At 73.5% G+C, this 20,363-nt stretch carries 20 protein-coding genes; 14 read left to right on the top strand and 6 right to left on the bottom strand.

Annotated elements, in window-relative coordinates; genetic code table 11:
- Positions 1–61: 61 nt before the first annotated feature.
- Both AB0J46_RS40925 and AB0J46_RS40920 read left to right on the top strand, forming a co-directional pair.
- Entirely contained in the window at positions 62–1,822 is a 1,761-nt protein-coding gene (locus tag AB0J46_RS40925; protein ID WP_364340195.1) for a glycoside hydrolase family 15 protein, read from the top strand.
- 90 nt (positions 1,823–1,912) lie between these two features.
- Positions 1,913–3,070, top strand: coding sequence for an NAD(P)/FAD-dependent oxidoreductase (locus AB0J46_RS40920; RefSeq protein ID WP_364340193.1), 1,158 nt, complete (start codon positions 1,913–1,915; stop codon positions 3,068–3,070).
- A 62-nt stretch (positions 3,071–3,132) separates the two neighbouring features.
- On the opposite strand, the gene AB0J46_RS40915 is transcribed toward AB0J46_RS40920, so the two are convergent.
- Entirely contained in the window at positions 3,133–4,005 is an 873-nt protein-coding gene (locus AB0J46_RS40915; RefSeq protein ID WP_364340191.1) for a UbiA family prenyltransferase, read from the bottom strand.
- A gap of 126 nt (positions 4,006–4,131) precedes the next feature.
- Here AB0J46_RS40915 and AB0J46_RS40910 point away from each other — a divergent pair, with 126 nt between their 5' ends.
- Genes AB0J46_RS40910 through AB0J46_RS40895 form a run of 4 tightly spaced genes read left to right on the top strand, consistent with a single transcriptional unit; the run spans position 4,132 to position 7,555 of the window.
- Positions 4,132–5,196: a type III polyketide synthase gene (locus tag AB0J46_RS40910; RefSeq protein WP_364340189.1), complete on the top strand. Its 1,065-nt coding sequence runs from the start codon at positions 4,132–4,134 to the stop codon at positions 5,194–5,196.
- 34 nt (positions 5,197–5,230) lie between these two features.
- A complete protein-coding gene (locus AB0J46_RS40905) occupies positions 5,231–5,752 on the top strand; it encodes an isoprenylcysteine carboxylmethyltransferase family protein (RefSeq protein WP_364340187.1) in 522 nt (173 codons plus the stop codon).
- Positions 5,753–5,797: 45 nt separating this feature from the next.
- The gene (locus AB0J46_RS40900; RefSeq protein WP_358302325.1) at positions 5,798–6,811 is read left to right on the top strand and encodes an NAD(P)/FAD-dependent oxidoreductase; all 1,014 of its coding nucleotides are present in this window, start codon (positions 5,798–5,800) and stop codon (positions 6,809–6,811) included.
- A gap of 30 nt (positions 6,812–6,841) precedes the next feature.
- On the top strand, positions 6,842–7,555 hold the full coding sequence (locus tag AB0J46_RS40895) for a hypothetical protein (RefSeq protein WP_364340185.1): 714 nt from the start codon (positions 6,842–6,844) through the stop codon (positions 7,553–7,555).
- Here AB0J46_RS40895 and AB0J46_RS40890 read toward each other — a convergent pair.
- Positions 7,518–8,129 (bottom strand): helix-turn-helix domain-containing protein, encoded by a 612-nt coding sequence (locus AB0J46_RS40890; protein WP_364340183.1) that lies wholly within the window; start codon positions 8,127–8,129, stop codon positions 7,518–7,520. The genes AB0J46_RS40895 and AB0J46_RS40890 overlap by 38 nt on opposite strands.
- A 99-nt stretch (positions 8,130–8,228) precedes the next feature.
- Here AB0J46_RS40890 and AB0J46_RS40885 point away from each other — a divergent pair, with 99 nt between their 5' ends.
- Entirely contained in the window at positions 8,229–9,191 is a 963-nt protein-coding gene (locus AB0J46_RS40885) for an NADP-dependent oxidoreductase (RefSeq protein ID WP_364340181.1), read from the top strand.
- A 17-nt stretch (positions 9,192–9,208) separates the two neighbouring features.
- Here AB0J46_RS40885 and AB0J46_RS40880 read toward each other — a convergent pair whose 3' ends face one another.
- A complete protein-coding gene (locus tag AB0J46_RS40880) occupies positions 9,209–10,798 on the bottom strand; it encodes a lectin (protein ID WP_364340179.1) in 1,590 nt (529 codons plus the stop codon).
- A 344-nt stretch (positions 10,799–11,142) separates the two neighbouring features.
- On the opposite strand from AB0J46_RS40880, the gene AB0J46_RS40875 reads away from it, so the two are divergent.
- Positions 11,143–11,646, top strand: a complete 504-nt coding sequence (locus AB0J46_RS40875) for a hypothetical protein (RefSeq protein ID WP_364340177.1) — start codon at positions 11,143–11,145, stop codon at positions 11,644–11,646.
- Between the two features lie 60 nt (positions 11,647–11,706).
- Here AB0J46_RS40875 and AB0J46_RS40870 read toward each other — a convergent pair whose 3' ends face one another.
- Positions 11,707–13,317: a serine/threonine-protein kinase gene (locus AB0J46_RS40870; protein WP_364340175.1), complete on the bottom strand. Its 1,611-nt coding sequence runs from the start codon at positions 13,315–13,317 to the stop codon at positions 11,707–11,709.
- Positions 13,318–13,532: 215 nt separating this feature from the next.
- Here AB0J46_RS40870 and AB0J46_RS40865 point away from each other — a divergent pair, with 215 nt between their 5' ends.
- The 3 genes from AB0J46_RS40865 to AB0J46_RS40855 all read left to right on the top strand — a co-directional run bounded on the left by AB0J46_RS40865 (position 13,533) and on the right by AB0J46_RS40855 (position 15,484).
- Positions 13,533–14,501, top strand: coding sequence for an NAD(P)-dependent oxidoreductase (locus AB0J46_RS40865; protein ID WP_364340173.1), 969 nt, complete (start codon positions 13,533–13,535; stop codon positions 14,499–14,501).
- Positions 14,502–14,624: 123 nt separating this feature from the next.
- Positions 14,625–15,095: a ribonuclease E activity regulator RraA gene (rraA, locus tag AB0J46_RS40860; RefSeq protein ID WP_358302365.1), complete on the top strand. Its 471-nt coding sequence runs from the start codon at positions 14,625–14,627 to the stop codon at positions 15,093–15,095.
- 77 nt (positions 15,096–15,172) lie between these two features.
- On the top strand, positions 15,173–15,484 hold the full coding sequence (locus AB0J46_RS40855) for an EthD family reductase (RefSeq protein WP_364340171.1): 312 nt from the start codon (positions 15,173–15,175) through the stop codon (positions 15,482–15,484).
- A gap of 55 nt (positions 15,485–15,539) precedes the next feature.
- Here the strand turns inward: AB0J46_RS40855 and AB0J46_RS40850 are convergent, their stop codons facing one another.
- Positions 15,540–16,097, bottom strand: coding sequence for a hypothetical protein (locus tag AB0J46_RS40850; RefSeq protein ID WP_364340169.1), 558 nt, complete (start codon positions 16,095–16,097; stop codon positions 15,540–15,542).
- A 379-nt stretch (positions 16,098–16,476) separates the two neighbouring features.
- Positions 16,477–16,746, bottom strand: a complete 270-nt coding sequence (locus AB0J46_RS40845; protein ID WP_364340167.1) for a hypothetical protein — start codon at positions 16,744–16,746, stop codon at positions 16,477–16,479.
- A gap of 108 nt (positions 16,747–16,854) precedes the next feature.
- Here AB0J46_RS40845 and AB0J46_RS40840 point away from each other — a divergent pair, with 108 nt between their 5' ends.
- The 3 genes from AB0J46_RS40840 (at position 16,855) to AB0J46_RS40830 (ending at position 20,253) form a co-directional block, all read left to right on the top strand.
- Positions 16,855–18,087, top strand: a complete 1,233-nt coding sequence (locus AB0J46_RS40840; protein ID WP_364340165.1) for a sensor domain-containing protein — start codon at positions 16,855–16,857, stop codon at positions 18,085–18,087.
- Entirely contained in the window at positions 18,075–18,713 is a 639-nt protein-coding gene (locus tag AB0J46_RS40835; RefSeq protein ID WP_364340163.1) for a response regulator transcription factor, read from the top strand. The genes AB0J46_RS40840 and AB0J46_RS40835 overlap by 13 nt, the downstream gene beginning before the upstream one ends.
- 184 nt (positions 18,714–18,897) lie before the next feature.
- Positions 18,898–20,253, top strand: coding sequence for an erythromycin esterase family protein (locus AB0J46_RS40830; protein ID WP_364340161.1), 1,356 nt, complete (start codon positions 18,898–18,900; stop codon positions 20,251–20,253).
- Positions 20,254–20,363: the final 110 nt, after the last annotated feature.

The following is a 20,363-nucleotide window of genomic DNA, read 5'->3' as shown; positions in this document are numbered from 1 at the left end:
GTCCTGACGCGACAGGGCCGGCCCGGCGCGGGATCGCCCGCGCGCGAGTAGCGTCTTCGGCATGCGGATTGAGGACTACGCGCTGATCGGAGACATGCAGTCGGCCGCACTGGTGGCGAGGGACGGTTCCATCGACTGGCTCTGCCTGCCCAGGTTCGACTCCCCCTCGTGCTTCGCGGCCCTGCTCGGCAGCGAGCGCAACGGCCACTGGTGGCTGGGGCCGACGGCCCGGCGGCCGGCCACCCGGCGCCGCTACCGGCCCGACACGCTCATCCTGGAGAGCGAGTGGGACACCCCGACCGGCACGGTCCGGGTGATCGACTTCATGCCCCCGCGCGACCGGAACCCCGACGTCGTGCGCATCGTCGAGGGGGTCTCGGGCAGCGTCGAGGTCTCCACCCAGCTGCGCGTGCGCTTCGACTACGGGCGCATCGTGCCGTGGGTGCGCCGGACGAACGGCCACCTGCAGGCCGTCGGCGGCCCCGACTCGGTGTGGCTGCACTCCCCCGTCCCGCTCAAGGGCGGCGACTACGCCCACCGGGCCACGTTCACCGTCAACGCGGGCGACCGGCTGCCGTTCGTGTTCACCTGGCACCCCTCCCACGAGCCGATGCCGCCGCGCATCGACGCCGAGGAGCAGCTCGCCGAGACCGAGACCATGTGGACCGAGTGGGTCGGCAAGTGCGCCTACCAGGGCCCCTACCGGGAGGCGGTGACCCGGTCGCTGATCACGCTGAAGGGGCTGACGTACGCGCCGACCGGCGGCATCGTGGCCGCGCCCACCACGTCACTGCCCGAGGACATCGGCGGCGTGCGCAACTGGGACTACCGGTTCTGCTGGCTGCGCGACGCCACCATGACGCTCGACGCGCTGATCAGCTCGGGCTACCTCGACGAGGCCGCCGACTGGCGGTCCTGGCTGCTGCGCACCATCGCCGGGCGTCCCCAGGACCTGCAGATCATGTACGGCGTGGCCGGCGAGCGCCGCCTGCCCGAGCTGCGCCTCGACTGGCTGGACGGCTACGAGGGCTCCCGCCCGGTCCGCATCGGCAACGAGGCGGTCCAGCAGCTCCAGCTCGACGTCTACGGCGAGGTGATGAACTGCCTGTACGTCTCCCGCGCCCGCGGCCTGGCCCCCGACGAGCGCGCCTGGTCGATCCAGCGCCAGCTCCTGGACTACGTGGAGGAGCACTGGGACGAGCCCGACGAGGGCCTGTGGGAGGTGCGCGGCCCGCGCCGGCACTTCGTGCACTCCAAGGTGATGTGCTGGGTCGCCCTCGACCGGGCCGTCAAGTACGTCGAGAGCTTCGGCCGCACCGGCCCGGTCGACAAATGGCGCGAGCTGCGCGACACGATCCACGCCGAGATCTGCGACAAGGGCTTCGACCCCCACCGCAACACCTTCACCCAGTCGTACGGGTCGTCGGAGCTGGACGCGGCGCTGCTGATGATCCCGGTGGTGGGCTTCCTGCCGCCCGACGACCCCCGCGTGACCGGCACGGTGGCGGCGATCGAGAAGGAGCTCATGTCCGACGGGTTCGTCCTGCGTTATCCGCTGGCCGCCGACAACGACGTCGACGGCCTGCCGGGCGGTGAGGGCGCGTTCCTGGCGTGCAGCTTCTGGCTGGTGGAGGTGATGGCGATGCAGGGCCGCAAGGAGGAGGCGCGGGAGCTGTTCGAACGCCTGCTGGCGCTGCGCAACGACGTCGGGCTGCTGGCCGAGGAGTACGACCCGCGCTACGGGCGCCTGGTGGGCAACTTCCCGCAGGCGTTCAGCCACGTGCCCCTGATCCACGCCGCCCGCGCGCTGTCGCGGGCCTGACCCGGCGGGAACGGGCTTCCCCCGCCGCGCCGGGTGGGACACCGGCGGGAACGGGTTTCCTCCACGGCGCCGGGTGGGACAAGACCTCGCATGGGTGAGGAATGGGACCTGGCGGTCGTGGGCGCGGGACCGGCGGGCTCGGCGGCGGCGCTGCGGGCCGTCCAGCTGCGGCCGGACCTGCGCGTGGTCCTGCTCGACCGGGCCGGCTTCCCCCGCGACAAGCCGTGCGGCGACGGCATCGCCGCGCACGGCCGCGACGAGCTGGCCCTGCTGGGCCTGCCGGACCTCATCGACGACTACCGGCCCACGCCCCGGCTGACCGTGGTCTCGCCCGGCGGGCTGCGCGTCTCGGCCGAGGCGGCCCGGCCCAACCACGTGGTGCCGCGCCGGGTGTTCGACGCTCGGCTGGTGGCGGCGGCCGGGGCCAGGGGCGTCGAGGTGCGCCGCCACCGCGTCAGGGCGCTGGCCCACGACGGGGCCTGGGTCGTCCTGGACGGGCGGCTGCGGGCCCGCGCGGTGGTGGCGGCCGACGGGGCCTACTCGGCGGTGCGCCGGCTGATCGGGCTGCCCGCGGCGGGCGAGCGGCACACCGCCCTGGCCGTGCGCGGCTACGCCGACGTGCCCGAGGCAGACGACGTCCAGCTCATCGCGATGCAGCGGGCGGGCTGGCCGGCCTACGCGTGGTCGTTCCCGATCGGCGACGGCACCGCGAACGTCGGCTTCGGCATGCTGCTGCCCCGGCTGCGGGCGGCGGGGGCGCCGGGCCGCCAGGTGCTGCACGGCAGGCTGGCCGAACTGCTGCCCGACCGGCCCGCGCGCGACCTGCGCGCCCATCACCTGCCGCTGTCGACCGGGCGGCCCGCGCCGGGCGCCGGGCGGGTGCTGCTCGCCGGGGACGCGGCGGGGCTGATCAACCCGCTGACCGGCGAGGGCATCTACTACGCGCTGCTGTCGGGACGGCTGGCGGCCGAGGCGGTCGTCGAGTCGGCGGGCGACCCCTTGGCGCGGTACCGGGCCAAGCTGCGCGGCGCGCTGGGGCGGCACCTGCGCACGACCGACGTGCTGGCCCGGCTGGCGCAGTCGCCGGGGTTCATCGACGCGGCCATCGCGACCGCCGCGCGCCGCAAGGAGGTGTTCGACCTGCTGGTGGAGGTCGGGCTCGGGGCCGGGACGGTGCCCGCGCCGCTGGCCCTGGCAGTGGGCCTGCGCTGGCTGCGCGGCGCGGCACGCCTGCCCCACCGCGGTTGACCGAGGCTCAAGACCCTCAGGACGGCACCGTCGGCTCAGGCCGTCAGGACGGCACCGTCGGCTCAGGCCGTCAGGGCGGCGCCGTTGGCGAGCAGCAGGAGCACGTCCACGGCCGCCACGGCGACGGCGGTGACGAACGGCGCCCGCGCGGACCGTCCGGCCAGCAGCGCTCCCCCGGCCGCGAGCAGCACCGCGGCCGCCATGGCCGCCCACCCCGCCACGCCGGGCGCGCCCGCGGGCCCGAGGACGAGCAGGCAGGTGGCGGCCAGCAGCGGCACCGGCACCAGCAGCCGCACGCGCGCCGCCCCCAGCCGCTGCGGCCACCCGCGCACGCCGGTCGCCAGGTCGCCCTCGATGTCGGGCAGCACGTTGGCCAGGTGCGCGCCCACGCCCAGCAGCGCCGCCGCCGCGACCGCCCACCAGGCGGGCCACGGCTCCCCGGGCAGCCCCAGCGTCACGAACGCCGGCAGCACCCCGAACCCGACGGCGTACGGCGCCCACGACAGGACGGTGGCCTTCAGGCCGAAGTCGTACCCCCAGGCCCCCAGCACGCCCACCAGGTGCGCCAGCCCCGCCGTCCGGCCCGAGGCCAGCGAGAGCGGCACGCACAGGGCGAGGGCCGTCAGCGCGGCCACCCGCACGGCGGTCACGCTCACCGTGCCGTCGGCGGCCGGTTTGCCCGTGCGCCCCGCGGCGGCGTCGCGTCCGGCGTCGAGCGCGTCGTTGCACCAGCCGATCGACAACTGCCCGGCCAGCACGGCGGCGGCCACCAGGACGCACCCGGCCGGGTCCCGGCCCGCCGCCACGGCCAGCGCGGTGACCAGGGCGGTCACGGCCACGGTCGGGCCCGGATGGCAGGCCAGCGCCAGCGCGACGGCCGTGCGGACCGGCCCGCCGCGCACGACGGCGGCGGCCGCCGGATCCGGGTCGGTCACACGGTGATCGTAGACCGGGAGATCCGGAACGAGAATTCCCACGCGCCGCGTATGGCTTAAATGACCATCCTTGCGGGAAGCGTGCGGGGAGTGGATGTTGTGGGCGACCTGTCGAGGGAGCACTGCATGACCCGAATCTCCGCAGTCCGTTGTGCGTTCCCTCCCCACCGCTACCCGCAGTCCGAGCTCACCGACATGGCCGCCCGCCTGTGCCTGCCCGACGGCGCCGACCGCCGCCTGCTCGACCGCCTGCACCGCAGCGCCCGCGTGGAGCACCGCAACCTCGCCCTGCCCATCGACCGCTACGAGAAGCTGACCGGCTTCGGCGCGGCCAACGACGCCTTCGTCTCCGTCGCGGTCGAGCTGGGGCTGGAGAGCGTGAAGGCCGCCCTGGACGCCGCCGAGCTGGAGCCGACCGACGTCGACCTGATCATGTTCACGTCCGTGACCGGCATCGCCGCACCGTCCGTGGACGCCCGGCTGGCCGCCGCGCTCGGGCTGCGTCCCGACGTCAAGCGGGTGCCGGTGTTCGGCCTGGGCTGCGTGGCGGGCGCGGCGGGCATCGCCAGGCTGCACGACTACCTGCGCGGCTGGCCGGACCACGTGGCCGTGCTGCTGTCGGTGGAGCTGTGCTCGCTGACCCTGCAGCGCGGCGACTCCTCGCCCGCGAACCTGGTCGCCAGCGCGCTGTTCGGCGACGGCGCGGCGGCCGTGGTCGCCAGCGGCGGGGGGCGGGGCGCGGTGGGGCCCGCGGCCGGGCCTGCGGTCGTCGCCACCCGCAGCCACCTGTATCCCGGCTCCGAGCACGTCATGGGCTGGCAGGTGGGCGACACCGGGTTCCGGGTCATGCTGGACGCCAGCGTCCCCGCCGTGGTGCGCCGCTACCTGGCCGACGACGTGCACGGGTTCCTGGCCGAGCACGGGATCACGCCCGGCGAGGTGACGGCGTGGGTGTGCCATCCGGGCGGGCCGAAGGTGCTGGAGGCGGTGTCGGAGGTGCTGGAGCTGCCGGTGGGCGCGCTCGACGTGACGTGGCGCTCGCTGGCGGCCAACGGCAACCTGTCGTCGTCCTCGGTCCTGCACGTGCTCGGCGACACCCTGGCCGGGGAGCCGCCCGCGCCGGGGAGCTGGGGGCTGATCATCGCGATGGGTCCCGGTTTCTGCTCCGAGCTCGTGCTGCTGCGCTGGTAGTCCCCCGTCCCTGCGATCCGCTGGTGGTTGACCTGTGACCTGGTATCTGGTGCTCATCGTGCTCGTCGGCCTGGAACGTCTGGCCGAGCTGGTCGTCGCCAGGCGGAACGCCGCGTGGAGCATGGCGCGCGGCGGCGTGGTGACCGGGCGGGGGCACTATCCGTGGATGGTGGCCCTGCACACGGGGCTGCTGGTGTGCGCGCCGCTGGAGGTGGCCCTGGCCGGGCGGCCGTTCGTGCCCGCGCTCGGCTGGCCGATGCTCGCGGTGGTCGTGGCGGCCCAGGCGCTGCGGTGGTGGTGCATCACCGCGCTCGGGCCGCGGTGGAACACGCAGGTGATCGTGGTGCCGGGGCTGCCGCTGGTGCGGCGGGGGCCGTACCGGCTGGGGTGGTTGCGGCACCCCAACTACGTGGCGGTGGCGGCCGAGGGGCTGGCGCTGCCGCTGGTGCACACGGCGTGGCTGACGGCGCTGGCGTTCACGCTGCTCAACGCCGCGCTGATGGTGGTCCGCATCCGCTGCGAGAACGCCGCGCTCGCCCTCGCGACCAGGGGGTGAGCCGGTGATCGACGTGCTCGTGGCGGGCGACCGGAAGGTGAGCCGGTGATCGACGTGTTGGTCGCGGGTGGGGGGCCGGCGGGGCTGGCCACGGCGATCCACGCGGCGCTGGCCGGGATGGAGGCGGTGGTCGTCGAGCCGCGGGCCGCGCCGGTGGACAAGGCGTGCGGCGAGGGCGTCATGCCGGGCGGGGTGGCCGCGCTGGCGGCGATGGGCGCGCCGGTCGAGGGCCGGGGCTTCCGCGGCATCCACTACCTCGACGGGCGGCGGGAGGCGCGGGCCGCGTTCGCCGCCGGGCCGGGGCTCGGCGTCCGGCGCACGAGCCTGCACGCCGCGCTCTGGCAGCGGGCCGCCGAGCTGGGCGTCAAGACGGTCACCGGCCGGATCACCCGCGCCGACCAGGACCGCGACGGCGTGAGCGCGATCGGGCTGCGGGCCCGCTGGCTGGTGGCCGCCGACGGCCTGCACTCGCCGCTGCGCCGCTCGCTCGGCCTCGACCTGCCGGTACGCGGCCCCCGCCGGTACGGCCTGCGCAGGCACTACCGGATCGAGCCGTGGAGCGACTTCGTCGAGGTCCACTGGTCGGGGACGGGCGAGGCGTACGTCACGCCGGTCGGCGACGACCTGGTGGGCGTCGCGGTGCTCAGCTCGGCGCGGCGCGGCTTCGAGGAGCACCTGCGCGGCTTCCCCGGGCTGGCCCGCCGCCTGAGCGGCCCGGCCGTCACCCCGGTGCGCGGGGCGGGCCCGCTGCGCCAGGCGGTGCGCTCCCGCCGGGCCGGCCGCGTGCTGCTGGTCGGCGACGCCGCCGGTTACGTGGACGCGCTCACCGGCGAGGGCGTCTCGCTGGCCGTGCGCTCGGCGGAGCTGCTGGTCGGGTGCCTGGCGGCGGACCGTCCGCAGGACTACGACGGCGCGTGGCTGCGCCTGTCGCGCACGCACCGGCTGCTGACGGCGGCGCTGGTGCAGGCCGCCCGCCGTCCCGGCACGGCCCGCCTGGTGGTCCCGGCGGCGCGCCGGCTGCCCCGCCTGTTCGCCGGCGTGGTCCGCGTGCTGGCCTGAGCCTTCCCCGGTCCCGGCCGGACGCCGATAATGAACCCCACGGTCCCCGTCAAGGACGGTCGCCATGACAGACAAGCTCGTGCGGCAGGTGCTCGACCAGGTGGACGCCCCCGACCCGCGGGTCGGGGAGATCGTCTCCGCGCGCGTGCAGGTGGGCGATCGCCCTCCTCGGTCGAGGGCCCCTTCCACTCCCCCGCCCCCGGGCGCGAGCCCGGCGCGTGGATCAGCGAGGGCCCCGAACGCGGTCGCGGGACGCCGATGGTCGTGCACGGACGGGTGCTGTCCTGCGACGGCACGCCGCTGCCCGGCGCGACCGTGGACCTGTGGCAGGCGGCCGACGACGGCCGGTACGACAGCCAGGACGACGCCCAGCGGCCCGGCAACCTGCGCGGCCTGTTCACCGCCGACGCGGAGGGCCGCTACTGGTTCCGCACGATCCGCCCGAGCAGCTACCCGGTGCCCATCGACGGCACCGCCGGTCGGCTGCTGCGCGCGATCGGACGGCACCCGATGCGACCGGCCCACCTGCACTACCAGGTCACCGCGCCCGGCCACCGGCCGCTGACCACGCACGTGTTCCTGGCCGGCGACCCCTACCTGGGCTCCGACGCCGCGTTCGCGGTCAAGGAGGAGCTGGTGCGGCAGCCGGTCCCGCGTACCGGCGGCTGGGAGATGGACGGGCCGTACGAGGAGGTCGAGTTCGACCTCAGGCTGGTGCCGCTGGGGTGGGCGCCGGGCGGATGAGCGGCTCCGGGGGGCGCAGGCCGTCCATGATCAGGCCGAAGAGATGGTCGCCGCGGGCGGCCAGCGAGGGGGCCTGGTCGGCGATCCAGCTCACCGCGCTGGCCAGCGCGAACAGGTCGAGCCCGGTCACGTCGGCGCGCACCTCGCCGGCGGCCTGGGCGCGTTCCAGCAGCCGTCCGCCCGCCTGGCGCATGGCGTGGCAGGAGGCGTGCAGCGGCGAGCCCTCGTCGTTGATCGTGGCCATCATCGAGGCGGCCAGCCCCCGGTAGGCGCCCGCGCCCGCGACGAACGAGCGCAGCCACTCCACCAGCGCCTCGTGCGGCGCGGCGGCGCCGGCCAGCGTCCTGGCGCGCTCGGCGAGCAGGTCGAAACGCTGCCGCAGCAGCGCCTCCAGCAGCGCCTCCCTGGTCGGGAAGTGCCGGTAGAGGGTGCCCAGGCCGACCTCGGCGCGGCGCGCGACGTCGCGCAGTGACGCCTCCGTGCCCTGCTCCTCGATGACGGCCGCGGCCACGGCCAGGATGCGCTCCCGGTTGCGCTGGGCGTCCGCGCGCTGGTTCCGGGGTGTGGAGGTCATCCGATACCTTCCGGCGATTGACAATCGGAGCAGTGCTCCGATTATGATCCGGAACACTGCTCCGCATCATAGCGGCGCCCGTCTCCCCGAGGAGAATCGATGATGAAGGCCATCCGCGTGCACGAGACCGGCGGCCCCGAGGTCCTGCGCCTGGAGGAGGTGCCCCGGCCCGTGCCGGGGCCGGGCGAGGTCCTGGTGCGGGTGCGCGCCGCCGCGCTCAACCCGCCCGACTGGTACGCCCGCCGGGGGTTCGCCGACATCCCGCCGTCGATACGGCCGGAGCTCCCGCTGCCCTTCACCCCCGGCTCGGACGTGTCGGGCGTCGTGACGGCCGTCGGCGCCGGCGTCACCGAGTGGCGGGCGGGCGACGAGGTGTACGGCCTCGTCCGCTTCCCGCGCGTCGGCGACGAGGGCGGCAGGGGGTACGCCGAGTACACCACCGCCCCGGCCGGCCACCTGGCCCGCAAGCCCGCCTCGGTGGACCACGTCACCGCCGCCGCGGTGCCGATGGCCGGGCTCACCGCCTACCAGTACGTCCACGACGTCATCGGGCTGCGGCCCGGCAGCCGGGTCCTGGTCAACGGCGCGGCCGGCGGCGTCGGCCACTTCGTCGTCCAGCTGGCCGCGGACCTCGGCGCGTACGTCATCGGCGTCGCCTCCGGCCGGCACGAGACGTTCCTGAAGGATCTGGGCGTGGCCGAGTTCGTCGACTACACCCGGGTCCGGCCGCAGGACGCGGTGCGCGACGTGGACTGCCTGATCGACACCGTGGGCGGCCCCGGCGGCCACACGCTGCTGCCCGCGCTCAAGGACGGCGGCACGCTCAGCCCGGTCTTCTTCGGCGATTACCACGACGAGGAGCTCGCCCGGCGCGGCATCGTGCGCCGCGGCGGCCAGGTGCACTCCGACGGGACCCAGATGGCCGCGCTGGCCGAGCTGATCGACGCCGGGCGGCTGCGCGTCGGCGTCGACAGCGTCTTCCCGCTGGAGGAGGCCCCGAAGGCGCACGAGCGCGCCGAGCGGGGCCACATCCAGGGGAAGATCGTCCTGCGCGTGGCCTGAGCGCGGCCCGAGCGGGGTCAGGCTCGGGTCCACCGCTGGTTGGCGCCGCCGTTGCAGGTCCAGATGACGAGCCCGGTCCCGTTGGCGGTGGCGTTGCCCGGCACGTCGAGGCACTTGTTCGCGCCGACGGCCGTGACCGTCCCGTCGGCGCCGAGCCGCCACTGCTGGTTGCTCTGGCCGTTGCAGTCCCAGATGATCACACGGGTGCCGTCGGCGGTGCCGCGGTCGTACACGTCGAGGCACTTGCCGCCGTAGACGCGCAGCTCGCCCGCGGCGGTGGGGGTCCACTGCTGGTTGGCGCCGCCGTTGCAGTCCCAGATCTGGACCTGGGTGCCGCTGGTCTGGGACGCGCCGGGCACGTCCAGGCACCTGCCGGAGCCGGCGCCCTTGAGCGCGGTGGCCGCGGGGGGCGTGCCGCCGCCGGTGACGACGTACATGGCGGCTCCGTGGGCCGGGACGGAGGCGCTGATCGTGCCCGCCGAGGAGCCGGTCGTGTGGGCCCACAGGTCGCGTACGGAGTAGGTGGCTGCGGCGCCGAGGCCGAGCGCGGAGGCGGTGGTGGAGACGGTGGCCGCGGCGCCGCTCCGGTTGAGCAGCACGACGGCGGCCGAGCCCGTGCCCGTGCCGGTCGCGGCCATCGGCTTGCGCCAGACCTCCAGGTCGCCGCTGTCGGCGATCTTGTGCCCCTGCCGGCCGCCCCAGTCCTGGTCGACGGCGATGACCTCGCCGTTGGTGAGGATCGTCCGGGTCTCGGCGCTCATCGAGCGCAGGTCGTTGCCCGCGACGAGCGGCGCGTTGAGCAGCGCCCAGAGGCTGAAGTGGGCCCGCGACTCGGTGGCGGTGAGCCCCGCGTTGCCGACCTCCAGCATGTCGGGGTCGTTCCAGCCGCCCGGCCCCGAGTACGCCGCGAGCCCCGCCTGGCTGTCCAGGATGCCCATGACCGAGCCCCAGTTCGCCTGGATGTCGCCCGTGGTGCGCCAGGAGTTGCCGACCGGCATGCCCCAGGTCCAGACGTCGTCCTGGCCCCAGTTGCACAGGCTGTAGAGGATGGGCCGGCCGGTGGCGGCCAGCGCGTCGCGCATGGCGGTGTAGCGCTGCTGCGCGCTCTGCCCGAGGTGGTCGCCGCAGTTGTCGTACTTGAGGTAGTCCACGCCCCAGGACGCCCACAGGGCCGCGTCCCTGCGCTCGTTGCCGAGGCTGGCCGGGTAGCCGGCGCAGGTCGTGGTGCCGGCCGAGGAGTAGATGCCGAGCTTGAGCCCCTTGGCATGCACGTAGTCGGCGACGGCCTTGACGCCGCCGGGGAACTTCTGGGGGTCGGGGACGAGGTCGCCGGCCGCGTCGCGGGTCCTGGTGGACCAGCAGTCGTCGATGTTGACGTAGGTGTAGCCGGCCGCGGCCATGCCGGAGGCGACCATGGCGTCGGCCGTCTGCCTGACGAGGGTGTCGCTGACCGAGCAGCCGAAGCTGTTCCAGTCGTTCCACCCCATCTGCGGCGTTCTGGCCAGGCCGTTGTCCAGGGCGGCGGCGGGAGGCGCGAGGCCGGCGACGGCGGTCAGGCAGGTCGCGGTGAGGGCCAGGGCGAGGGTTGACCGAAGGATCGCACGCATGGGACTCCTTCAACACCGAGGGGTGAGGACCCAACATGATCCGACTGAATCAAACAGGATCGTCCGTCGGTTTGCGTGCGCAGTCAAGGGGTCTTGATGGATTCTGTTGCCTCCCGTTCGGCGCGCAAAGGGCTTCCGACGGGGGGACCCGGAGCCCTCCCGGCCCCGTTTCAAGTCACTGACCTGTGGTTACTATCTGTAGCGGTTAGATCATCGACAGTGATTGGATCGGTGTGATGCGACGACTCATCGCAACACTTGTCTCTTGCGCCACCGCTGGCGCTCTTCCGCTCGTCACCGCCGGTCCGGCTGCCGCCGACCCGCGTCCGGAGCCGATCGCGTACGTGGCCCCGGACTACGACGTCAGGGGTCCGTACATCCTCGCCGACGACCCGTGGTGGCACCACCACAGGCACCACGGCGACCACCACTGGGACGGCGACCGTTCCTGGGACGGCGACCGCGACCAGGACGACCGGCACAAGGACGACGACCGCTGCAAGGACGACGAGCACGGCAAGGGACACGCCTGGTACCAGGACGACGACCGGTACAAGGACGACGACGACGACCAGTGCAAGGACGACGAGCACGGCAAGGAACACGCCTGGTACCAGGACGACGACCGGTACAAGGACGACGACCGGTACCGGGACGAGGAGCGCGACGACGACGACGACCGCTACCGGGACGGCGACCGCGACTGGGGCTACAACTACCGGTACGTGACCTCGCTGCGCTGCCGCATGGGCGGTGGCGTCGTCGTGCGTAGCTGGCACAGCCCGACCAGGCTGTCCTGCTACGGCGGACGGTACAACGGATACTGGGTGGTCAGCTACGGGCTGTGATCCCCGTGGCCGCCACCAGGGCGGGTCCGCACCACGCGGGCCCGCCCTTCTCGTGCCCGCCTACGGCCCGCACATGGTGAACCTGACCGACTTCGTCCTGGGCGAGGGGGTCAGGATCCGGTAGGTGACGGTGTGCCTGCCCCTCGCGGGGGTGATGAGCCTCCTGGAGCTGACGTAGCCGCTGCGGCTGTTCGCGGGGAAGCGGGACGAGCCGCGCTCGATGACCCTGCCGTCGTAGAGCCACTGGTAGGAGTAGGCGGCGCCGGGGCGGCTGGCGTTCACCCCGGCGGCGAAGTTCACCGCGCCGGTGTAGCAGGCGACCCCGGCCGAGTTGATCGTCGAGGAGCCCTGGACGCGCACGTACGCCAGGGCGAAGGAGGCCCGCCGGGTGGTGGCGGGCGGCGTCGTGGAGCGTTCCGACGGGCCCGTGGCGGAGGGGGTGGGGCGGGTCGCGCGGCGCTGCGGCGTCCTCGTGGGCCTCGACGCCGCCGTGCCGTGCCGGGACGGTCCCGCCGAGGCGGACGTGCGCACGGGCTCACGGGCGGACCGCACCTCGGCGTCCGCCTGGCGCTTGCCGGAGTTCCACACCACGACGCCGGCCGCCACCGACACGGCCACCGCCCCGGCCGCCAGCGCCAGCACCGGCGACCGCCGTCCCACCGCCCACCTGGACCGGCCCGCCGGCGAGGCGATCGGACCGTCGGCCGTCCCCGCGGGAGCGTGCCGATGATCGTCAGGAGGCTCCGCGGCCGTGCCCGCGAGAGCGCCCCGAGGTTCCTCGGGAGGCTCCGGGGTGGCGGGGTGGGGCTCGCCCAGGACGAGCGGCAGGACGGCCGTCATGGGCGGGCGGGCCTGCGGATCCTTGGCCAGGCAGGCGCGGACGATGCCGCGCAGCGGGTCCGGCAGGTCGCCGAGCTGGGGCTCGCCGCGCAGGACGCGTCCGGCGACCGCGGCCGGGGCGTCGTCGCCGAACGGCGGCCGGCCCGTGGCCGCGAACACCATCACCGACGCCCAGGCGAAGACGTCCGCCGCCGCTCCCGCCGCTGCCCCCGCCGTTGCACCAGCCGTCGCTCCCGACGTTGCGCCCGCCGTCGCCGACGTTGCGGCCGCCGTGCGCCCGTCCAGTTGCTCGGGCGCCATGTACGCCACCGCGCCGCCGTCGGAGCCGTGCCCGGGCCCGGTGCCCGCGCCGGCGCGGCCGGAGCCCGGGCCGGTTCCCGCGGTGCCGAAGCCGACCAGGCGCGCGCCGTCCCGGCCGAGCAGCACGCTGGACGGCTTGAGGTCGCCGTGCGTGAGCCCCGCCCGGTGCACCGCGGCCAGCCCCGTGGCCGTGCCGACCGCCAGGTGCCGCAGATTAGCGCCGCCGAGCCGGCCCACCTCGGCCAGCGACGGCCCCTCCACGTACTCGCTCACGATGTACGACAGCCGCCCCCAGGCCGCGTCGAGCACCCGCGCGACGCCCGGCGAGTCCACCCGGCGGGCCGCCTCCGTCAGGGCGGCGAACCGCTCACCGGCCACGATCCCGTGCAGGACCTTGACGGCCACAGGCCGCCCGTCCGGCCCCTGGCCGAGGTAGACGACCCCCTGCCCGCCGGAGGCCAGCCATCCGGTGATCCGGTGGGCCCCCAAGGACGTGGGATCTCCAGGACGTAAGGGCTCGGCGTTCGGCATGAGGCGGTGACTCCTGGGACAGCAGCGGTACCGAATCATGAACTTTAGCGGGATGAATCAGGATCCGCCGCCCTCGGGTTCACCTCGCCGTTTCTTCACCTCGCCGTTCGATGCGGGACCCGTCCTGCGCCCGCTGGACAGCAGTCGGCTCCTCGCACTACGGTAATCATCAGCGCCACTGACGATCAGTAGTGCTGATGACAAGGAGTTGGGTAATGATCCTCATCACGGGCGGGCTCGGTTTCATCGGCACGCACACCGCGCGAGCGCTGCTCGACCTCGGCGAATCCGTCGTGCTCGTCCAGCGCAGGGCCCCCGAGGTGCCCGCGCCGCTGGCCGGGGAGGCGGAGGGGCGGCTCGTCGTCGAGCGGGCCGACCTCACCGACCGGGCGGCGCTGCTCGCCCTGGGCGACCGGCACAAGATCACCGGAATCGTGCACCTGGCGGGCTCGATGCCCTGGCCGGTCGGTGCGCACGAGCCGGTCGAGGGGGTCGAGAGGTCCGTCGCGAGCCTGCTCAACGTCTTCCACGCCGCCACCGAGTGGCAGGTGTCCCGGCTCGGCCTGGCCAGCACCATCGGCGTCTACGGCGGCGTCGAGGCCCCGAGCCCGCTGGCCGAGGACCTGCCGCTGACGATGTCGGCCGGCCACCCGATCCCGACGTTCAAGAAGATCGGCGAGCTGATGGCCGGCCATCTGGCCGAGACCGCCGGGCTGGAGGTGGTCAACCTCCGCATCGGCGCGATCTGGGGGCCGCTCGGCCACGCGCGTTCGCCGTTCTTCCTCCTGCCGCAGCTCGTGCACGCCGCCGTGCAGGGCGCCGCGCCGGACCTGACGAGCCCCGCGTGGGGCGCGTACACCGGGGACGGCGGCGACCTGTGCTACGTCAAGGACTGCGGCCGGGCCATCGCCCTGCTGCAGACGGCCGAGCGGCTGCGCCACCGCACGTACAACGTCGCCACCGGCCGGATGACCACCAACGGCGAGGTCGCCGCGGCGATCCGGGCCGCCGTCCCCGGCGCGGACGTCGAGCTGCGGGACGGCCGCGACCCCGCCGGCCCCGGCCGCGACCTGTGCCTCGACATCACCCGGCTGCGCGAGGACACCGGCTTCGAGCCCGCCTACGACACCGGCTCCGGGATCGCCGACTACGTCTCCTGGCTGCGCGCGGGAAACGCCCGCTGACCGGGCGGCCGCGGCCGCCGGTCGGGAAAACGTGGGAAACGCTTCCCGCCCGGCCGAGCCTCCGGCGGGCCCGGCGTGGCAGCATGAACGCGACCGCTGACACCCCCGCCGGGAAGGGCTCCCATGAACACCGCGGACCTGTACGACGAGCGCGGCGACGAGCTCGACTCCTGCGACCTGCAGCTGCGCCAGTACGGCGGCCGCCGCGCCTTCCACGGCACGATCGTCACCGTGCGCTGCCACCAGGACAACGCCCTGCTCAAGGCGGTCCTGTCGGAGCCCGGCGAGGGCCGGGTCCTGGTGGTGGACGGCGGCGGCTCGCTGCACGCCGCGCTGATGGGCGACATGATCGCGGGCGGGGCGGTGGCGGCCGGCTGGGCGGGCGTGGTGATCCACGGCGCCGTCCGGGACGTGACCGCGCTGCGCGAGCTCGACCTCGGCGTGAAGGCCCTGGGTTCCAACCCGCGCAAGAGCGGCAAGACGGGCACGGGCGAGCGGGACGTGCCGGTGACGTTCGGCGGTGTCACGTTCTCGCCGGGGGCCGAGCTGTTCAGCGACGACGACGGCATTCTGGTCACCCGCGTACCGGGCTGACCCCGCCGCCGCGCGGGCTTCCACGGGGCCGCCGGGGTGTGGTTTCGTGACAGGACATCACGATCCGGAGGCGGACCATGGCATTCCAGCTCATCGTTCTCTACCACCACCCCGAGGACGTCGCGGCCTTCGACCGGCACTACGACGAGATCCACGCGCCCCTGGCGGCCAAGCTTCCGGGCCTGCGGGGCTACACCGTGCAGCGGCCGGTGGCCGGCGGCGGTCAGCGGCCCGCCTACCACCTGGTCGCGGTGCTGACCTGGGACGACGAGCAGGCGTTCATCACGGCGATGAGCAGCGAGGAGGGTCAGGCGGCGGTCGCCGACGTGGGCGAGTTCGCCGGGTCGGGGGTCACGATGACGACCGGGCCGTCGGGGTCGGCGCTCTGAACATGCGAGAAGGGCGTCCCCTCGCGGGGAACGCCCTTCTCGTCGTGCGCGCGTGTTACTTCTTCACCGACAGCGGGGCCGTGCCGGTGTCCTGCTGACGCCAGGCACCCGTGTCGAACGCCACCGGAGCGGCCTTCCTGCCCACACCGTCACCCCACTTGGTGACCACGTACTGGATCTTGATGTGACCCTCGCCCTTCACACCGTCCACACCCAGCGTGTCCGGATTGAACCGGCCACCGGTCAGCTCCGCGAACGTCTTGGCGTCCAGGTCCAGCATCACCCCACGACTGGAGGGGTCACCAGGACCACGGTCCCCCACGAAGAACGGCAGCTTCTTACCCTGGTAGACCACGTAACCCTCGGTCATCAGCGGCCACGACGGCGAAGCCGCCAGACCCTTCTGCATCGGCTTGCCGGCCGCAGGCAGACCCGTGTCACCCGCACGACCCGAGGAGTCGTCCCAGAAGTAGGACGCCGTCGTCGAACCGGCCAGCACACCCTGACCGTTCACATCCGCATCAGCGCTCGCGGGATGGGCGGCGGCACCGATCGTCAGCGCCGACACAGCAGCGGCCGAAAGCATGGCGAAAGAACGCAGGCGAGCAGTCATCAGCAGTCTCCTTGGTGACATCGATCATCAGGGGGGCATGCGCTCGCTTGACTCAGACAAGACATGAAGGTCGTAGCCGGGCACAAACGCCATCGGTCGCTACGTGGAGCGCACTTGGTGGTCCGACGGACGTGATGAAGTCACGTGCGGTTCCACCGGCTGGATAGATACAACACTATCCCAAGAAACGGACAAACGCAAACCAAACACCCCAAAACGGGCAATGATCTACCTCTGAACCGTAAACCCTGGGCAAACAGCCTCAATCACTGCCAAAGCCCTCGGGGTATGCGTATGCAAACCACTGGCAAGCTCCCGGCATTCCCCCCATGACCTGCGCGTTCTTCCGAGGCCGATCGTGTGGCGGGGACGACGTGGTTCAGGTCCTGCGCCTGCTCACGTGGTGCACGATGAGGGCGGCGACGCACACGATGGCGACGCCTCCCGAGGCCAGGCCGAGCGGCCAGGCGCGGCCGATGCTGTTGGCGATCAGGTTGACGACCGAGCTGGCCATCAGGACGAGCCAGAGCAGGGCGCGCAGCGCGAGAGCGCCTTTGCTCAGCGGGTGCTTGCGCGCCGCGTGCCGGGAGGCGGCCCGCGGGCCGGCGGGGTCTGAGTCAGGGCTGGAGATGCGATAGGGATCGGTCATGGCCAGAACCCTAGAAACGGGCCCGATCTGCGGAAATCCCGCACGCTGCCTGGCCGTGGTACAGCGGGCTGGAACAAGATGTGTCCCCTTTCACCTACTATGGCGGCAGTGTTGCGGGGAATCCTTGAAGGTCTGGAACGGCTGGCCGGCGGGCTGGGCACCGCGTTCATGGCCGTCGTCGTCGCGCTGTGCTGGCTGGTGGTGGCCGCGTTGAGCCTGGTGGGGGTCGGGCTGGCGCTGGTGCCGGCGATGATCGCGATGACCAGGAGCGCGGCCGAGTGGGAACGCAGGCGCCTGGCCGGCGCGGGTGTCGAGATCGTCAGCCCGTACCAGATGTCCGCCGAGCAGTTGCCCCGAGGCTGGGCGGCCAGGATGCGGGCGGCCCGTGCCGACCCGGCGACCTGGCGCGACCTGGGCTGGCTGGCCCTCTACGCCGTGCTGGGCCCGGCCTGCGGCCTGCTCGGGCTGGTCATGCCGGTGGCGGCGTTGCGGGAAGTCACCTACCCGCTCTACTGGCAGTTTCTGGCGCGCGAGGATCAGCTCACCAACTTCGCCGTCCCGGTCACCACCTGGCCGGGCGCGATCGCCACCTCGGTGATCGGCATGGCCGTCGTGGTCGCCCTGGTCCGCCTCTTCCCCGCGCTGGCGCGCCTGCAGGCGCTGCCCGCCAGAAAACTGCTGGCCCCGCACGCCTCGATCGACTTGTCGCAGCGCATCGCGCAGCTGACCGCGACCCGCGCGGGGGCGCTGCGCGCGCATGCCGTCGAGCTGCGCCGGATCGAGCGGGCCCTGCACGACGGCGCGCAGAACCGGCTGAACGCGGTCGTGGTCACGGTGGCCGCGGCCGAGCGTGCGCTGCAGCGCGATCCCGCCCGGGCCGCGCACGCGCTGGAACGTGCCAGGAACGCGGCCGAGCAGGCGCTGGCGGAACTGCGCGGCGTGGTGCGCGCGATCTTGCCGCCGATCCTGGAGGACAAGGGGCTGGCCGGCGCGCTGGACGCGCTGGCGGCCGGGTGTTCGGTGCCCTGCCGGGTGCGGGTGGGTGAGCTCGCCGTGGTGCCGTTGTCGGTGGAGAGCGCCGCCTACTTCACCGTGGCCGAAGCGCTGACCAACGTGGGCAGGCACAGCGGCGCCCGGCACGCGGAGGTCGTCGTCGAACGTGTGGGCCCGTTGCTGCGCGTCCAGGTGCGTGACGACGGCAAGGGCGGCGCCCGCGACGGCGCGGGCACGGGGCTGGCCGGGGTCCGCCGCCGCGTCGAGGCCCATGACGGAACGATGACCCTGACCAGCCCCGATGGGGGGCCGACTGTGATCGAGGTGGAACTGCCGTGCGAGTCGTGATCGCCGAGGATGACGCGCTGCTGCGCGAGGGCCTGGTGCTGCTGCTGAGCGGGGAGGGCATCGAGGTGGCCGCGGCCGCGAGCGACCCCGGGGGGTTTCTGGCCGCGGTCGAAGAGCACCGGCCCGATGTGGCGGTGGTGGATGTGCGCATGCCGCCCACCCACACCGACGAGGGCATCCGGGCGGCCGTGGCGGCCAAGCGCCTGCAGCCGGACCTGGGCGTGCTGGTGTTGTCGGCGCATGTCGAGCAGGCGTTCGCGACCGACCTGCTGGCCGTCGGCACGCACGGGGTCGGCTATCTGCTCAAGGAGCGGGTCGGCAAGGTCGAGCAGTTCCTGGAGGCACTGAACCGGGTCGCCGACGGCGGCACCGCCATCGACCCGGACGTGGTGGCCCAGCTGTTCACCCGCCGCCGCGACCCCCTGGAGGAGTTCACCCCACGCGAACGCGAGGTGCTCGCGCTGATGGCCGAAGGATTGGGCAACCTGGCCATCGCCGACAAGCTGGTGATCACCGAGGGAGCGGTGCACAAGCACATCCGCAACATCTTCGCCAAGCTCGGCCTGGCTCCCAGCGACCGCCTGGACCGCAGGGTCGCCGCCGTGCTGCGCTACCTCGGCGCCTGAAGGGGCCTCTGACACCCGGCCTCTCACGCCTGGCCTCTGGAAAACGGCCATCTGAGCTGGGCCGAGACGGCGGCGTGCGGTAGCCAGCACCACCATCGACCGGCCAGCGGGCGGGATCGAACCCGCCCACGCCGCTCCCTACGTTGGTGATGACTTCATCCGACACCCAACGTAAGGATCTGTCTTGTCGAGCAACACTCTGCGTCGTACCGTGCCGGTCACCCTGGCGCTGGCGGCCTGTCTGACGAGCCTGAGCGCTCCGGCGTTCGCCACCTCCGCCCCCGCCGCCCGCGTCTCCGCGGTTGCCGCCGACGCCGGCCAGGAGCGGGTGGTGGCGGACCTGGAGCGCCACGCTCAGGAACTGAGCAGCACCGTCCCAGGCGGCCCGTCTCGTGACCTGCGCGCGTTGTCGGCGATGACCAAGGGCGCCACCATCGTGGGGATCGGCGAGGTCACGCACGGCTCGAAGGAGCTGTTCACGCTGCGGCACCGGGTGTTCCGGCACCTCGTGCAGACCCAGGGCTTCACCACCCTGGCGCTGGAGGCGACCTGGTCGGCCGGCGTCCGCCTGGACGCGTACGTGCGCACCGGCAGGGGCGACCTGCGCACGATCATGGCCGAGGAGTTCCAGCAGTCCTACGGCTCATGGAGGACCCAGGAGTGGATGGACCTGTACGAGTGGATGCGCGACTACAACCGCACCGCCGCACGCAAGCTGCGGGTGATGGGATTCGACATCGGCGACGTCCATCCCGAGCAGTACCGGCGCATCCTCGCCTGGGCCGAGAAGCACCGGCCGTCGCTGGAGCCCGAACTGCGTCGCCGCTACGCGGGCCTGCTCGCCCTGCCCGCCGGTGTGGAGGAACGGATGAACACCCTGGGCGCGCTGCCGGCCGAGCGGCGCGCCGCCCTGGCCGGCGACGCTCAGGCCGCCTACCGCCTGCTGCACGGCAGCGGCAAGGTGAGCCCGAAGGTCCTGCAGGAGGCCCGCGTCATCGTCCAGATGACCACCATGTACGCACTGGACGGGTCCGCCCTGCACCGTCACCGTGACCGGTCCATGGCCGAGAACACCGTGTGGTGGCAGCGCCACACCGGCAGCAAGACCGTCGCGGCCGCGCACAACGGGCACATCGGCTACGTCTCGGCCTGGCCCGATCTGTACCCGGTCACCCAGGGGGCCGTCCTGCGCTCCCTGGCCGGCACCTCCTATGTGGCGATCGGCACCACCATCCACAGCGGCCGCTTCCGCGCCACCGATCCCAAGACCGGCAAGGTCGCCGTCTTCGACACCGGCGCCCCCGTCCCGGACAGCAGCGAGGCCGTCCTGGACCGGGTTCGCTACCGCGACTACTACGTGGACCTGCGCCGCGCCGGCCGTACTCCGTCCACCCGAGCGTGGCTGGACACCGCCCGTCCGACCTTCACCATCCCGGCCACGTACGTGCCCGAGCAGCTCAACCGGCCGCTGGCCCTGGGAGCGGCCTTCGACGTGATCGTGCACCTCAACCGCGTCAAGGAAGCCACCCCGCTGCCCTGACCGCGTCCTTCGGAGGCCGAGCCGGCGGGCCCGCCCGCCGGCGCCCCCGCCGCTCCCAGCCAACTGCAAAGAGGATGCAAGCCCGTTCCCAGTGCCGTCCGAGATCATCG

The sequence above is a fragment of the Nonomuraea sp. NPDC049758 genome, assembly GCF_040674635.1.
In the GTDB taxonomy this organism is placed as follows: Bacteria; Actinomycetota; Actinomycetes; order Streptosporangiales; family Streptosporangiaceae; genus Nonomuraea.
Note: the sequence above shows the minus strand (reverse complement) of the source record. Positions and strands in the feature narration are given on the sequence as shown.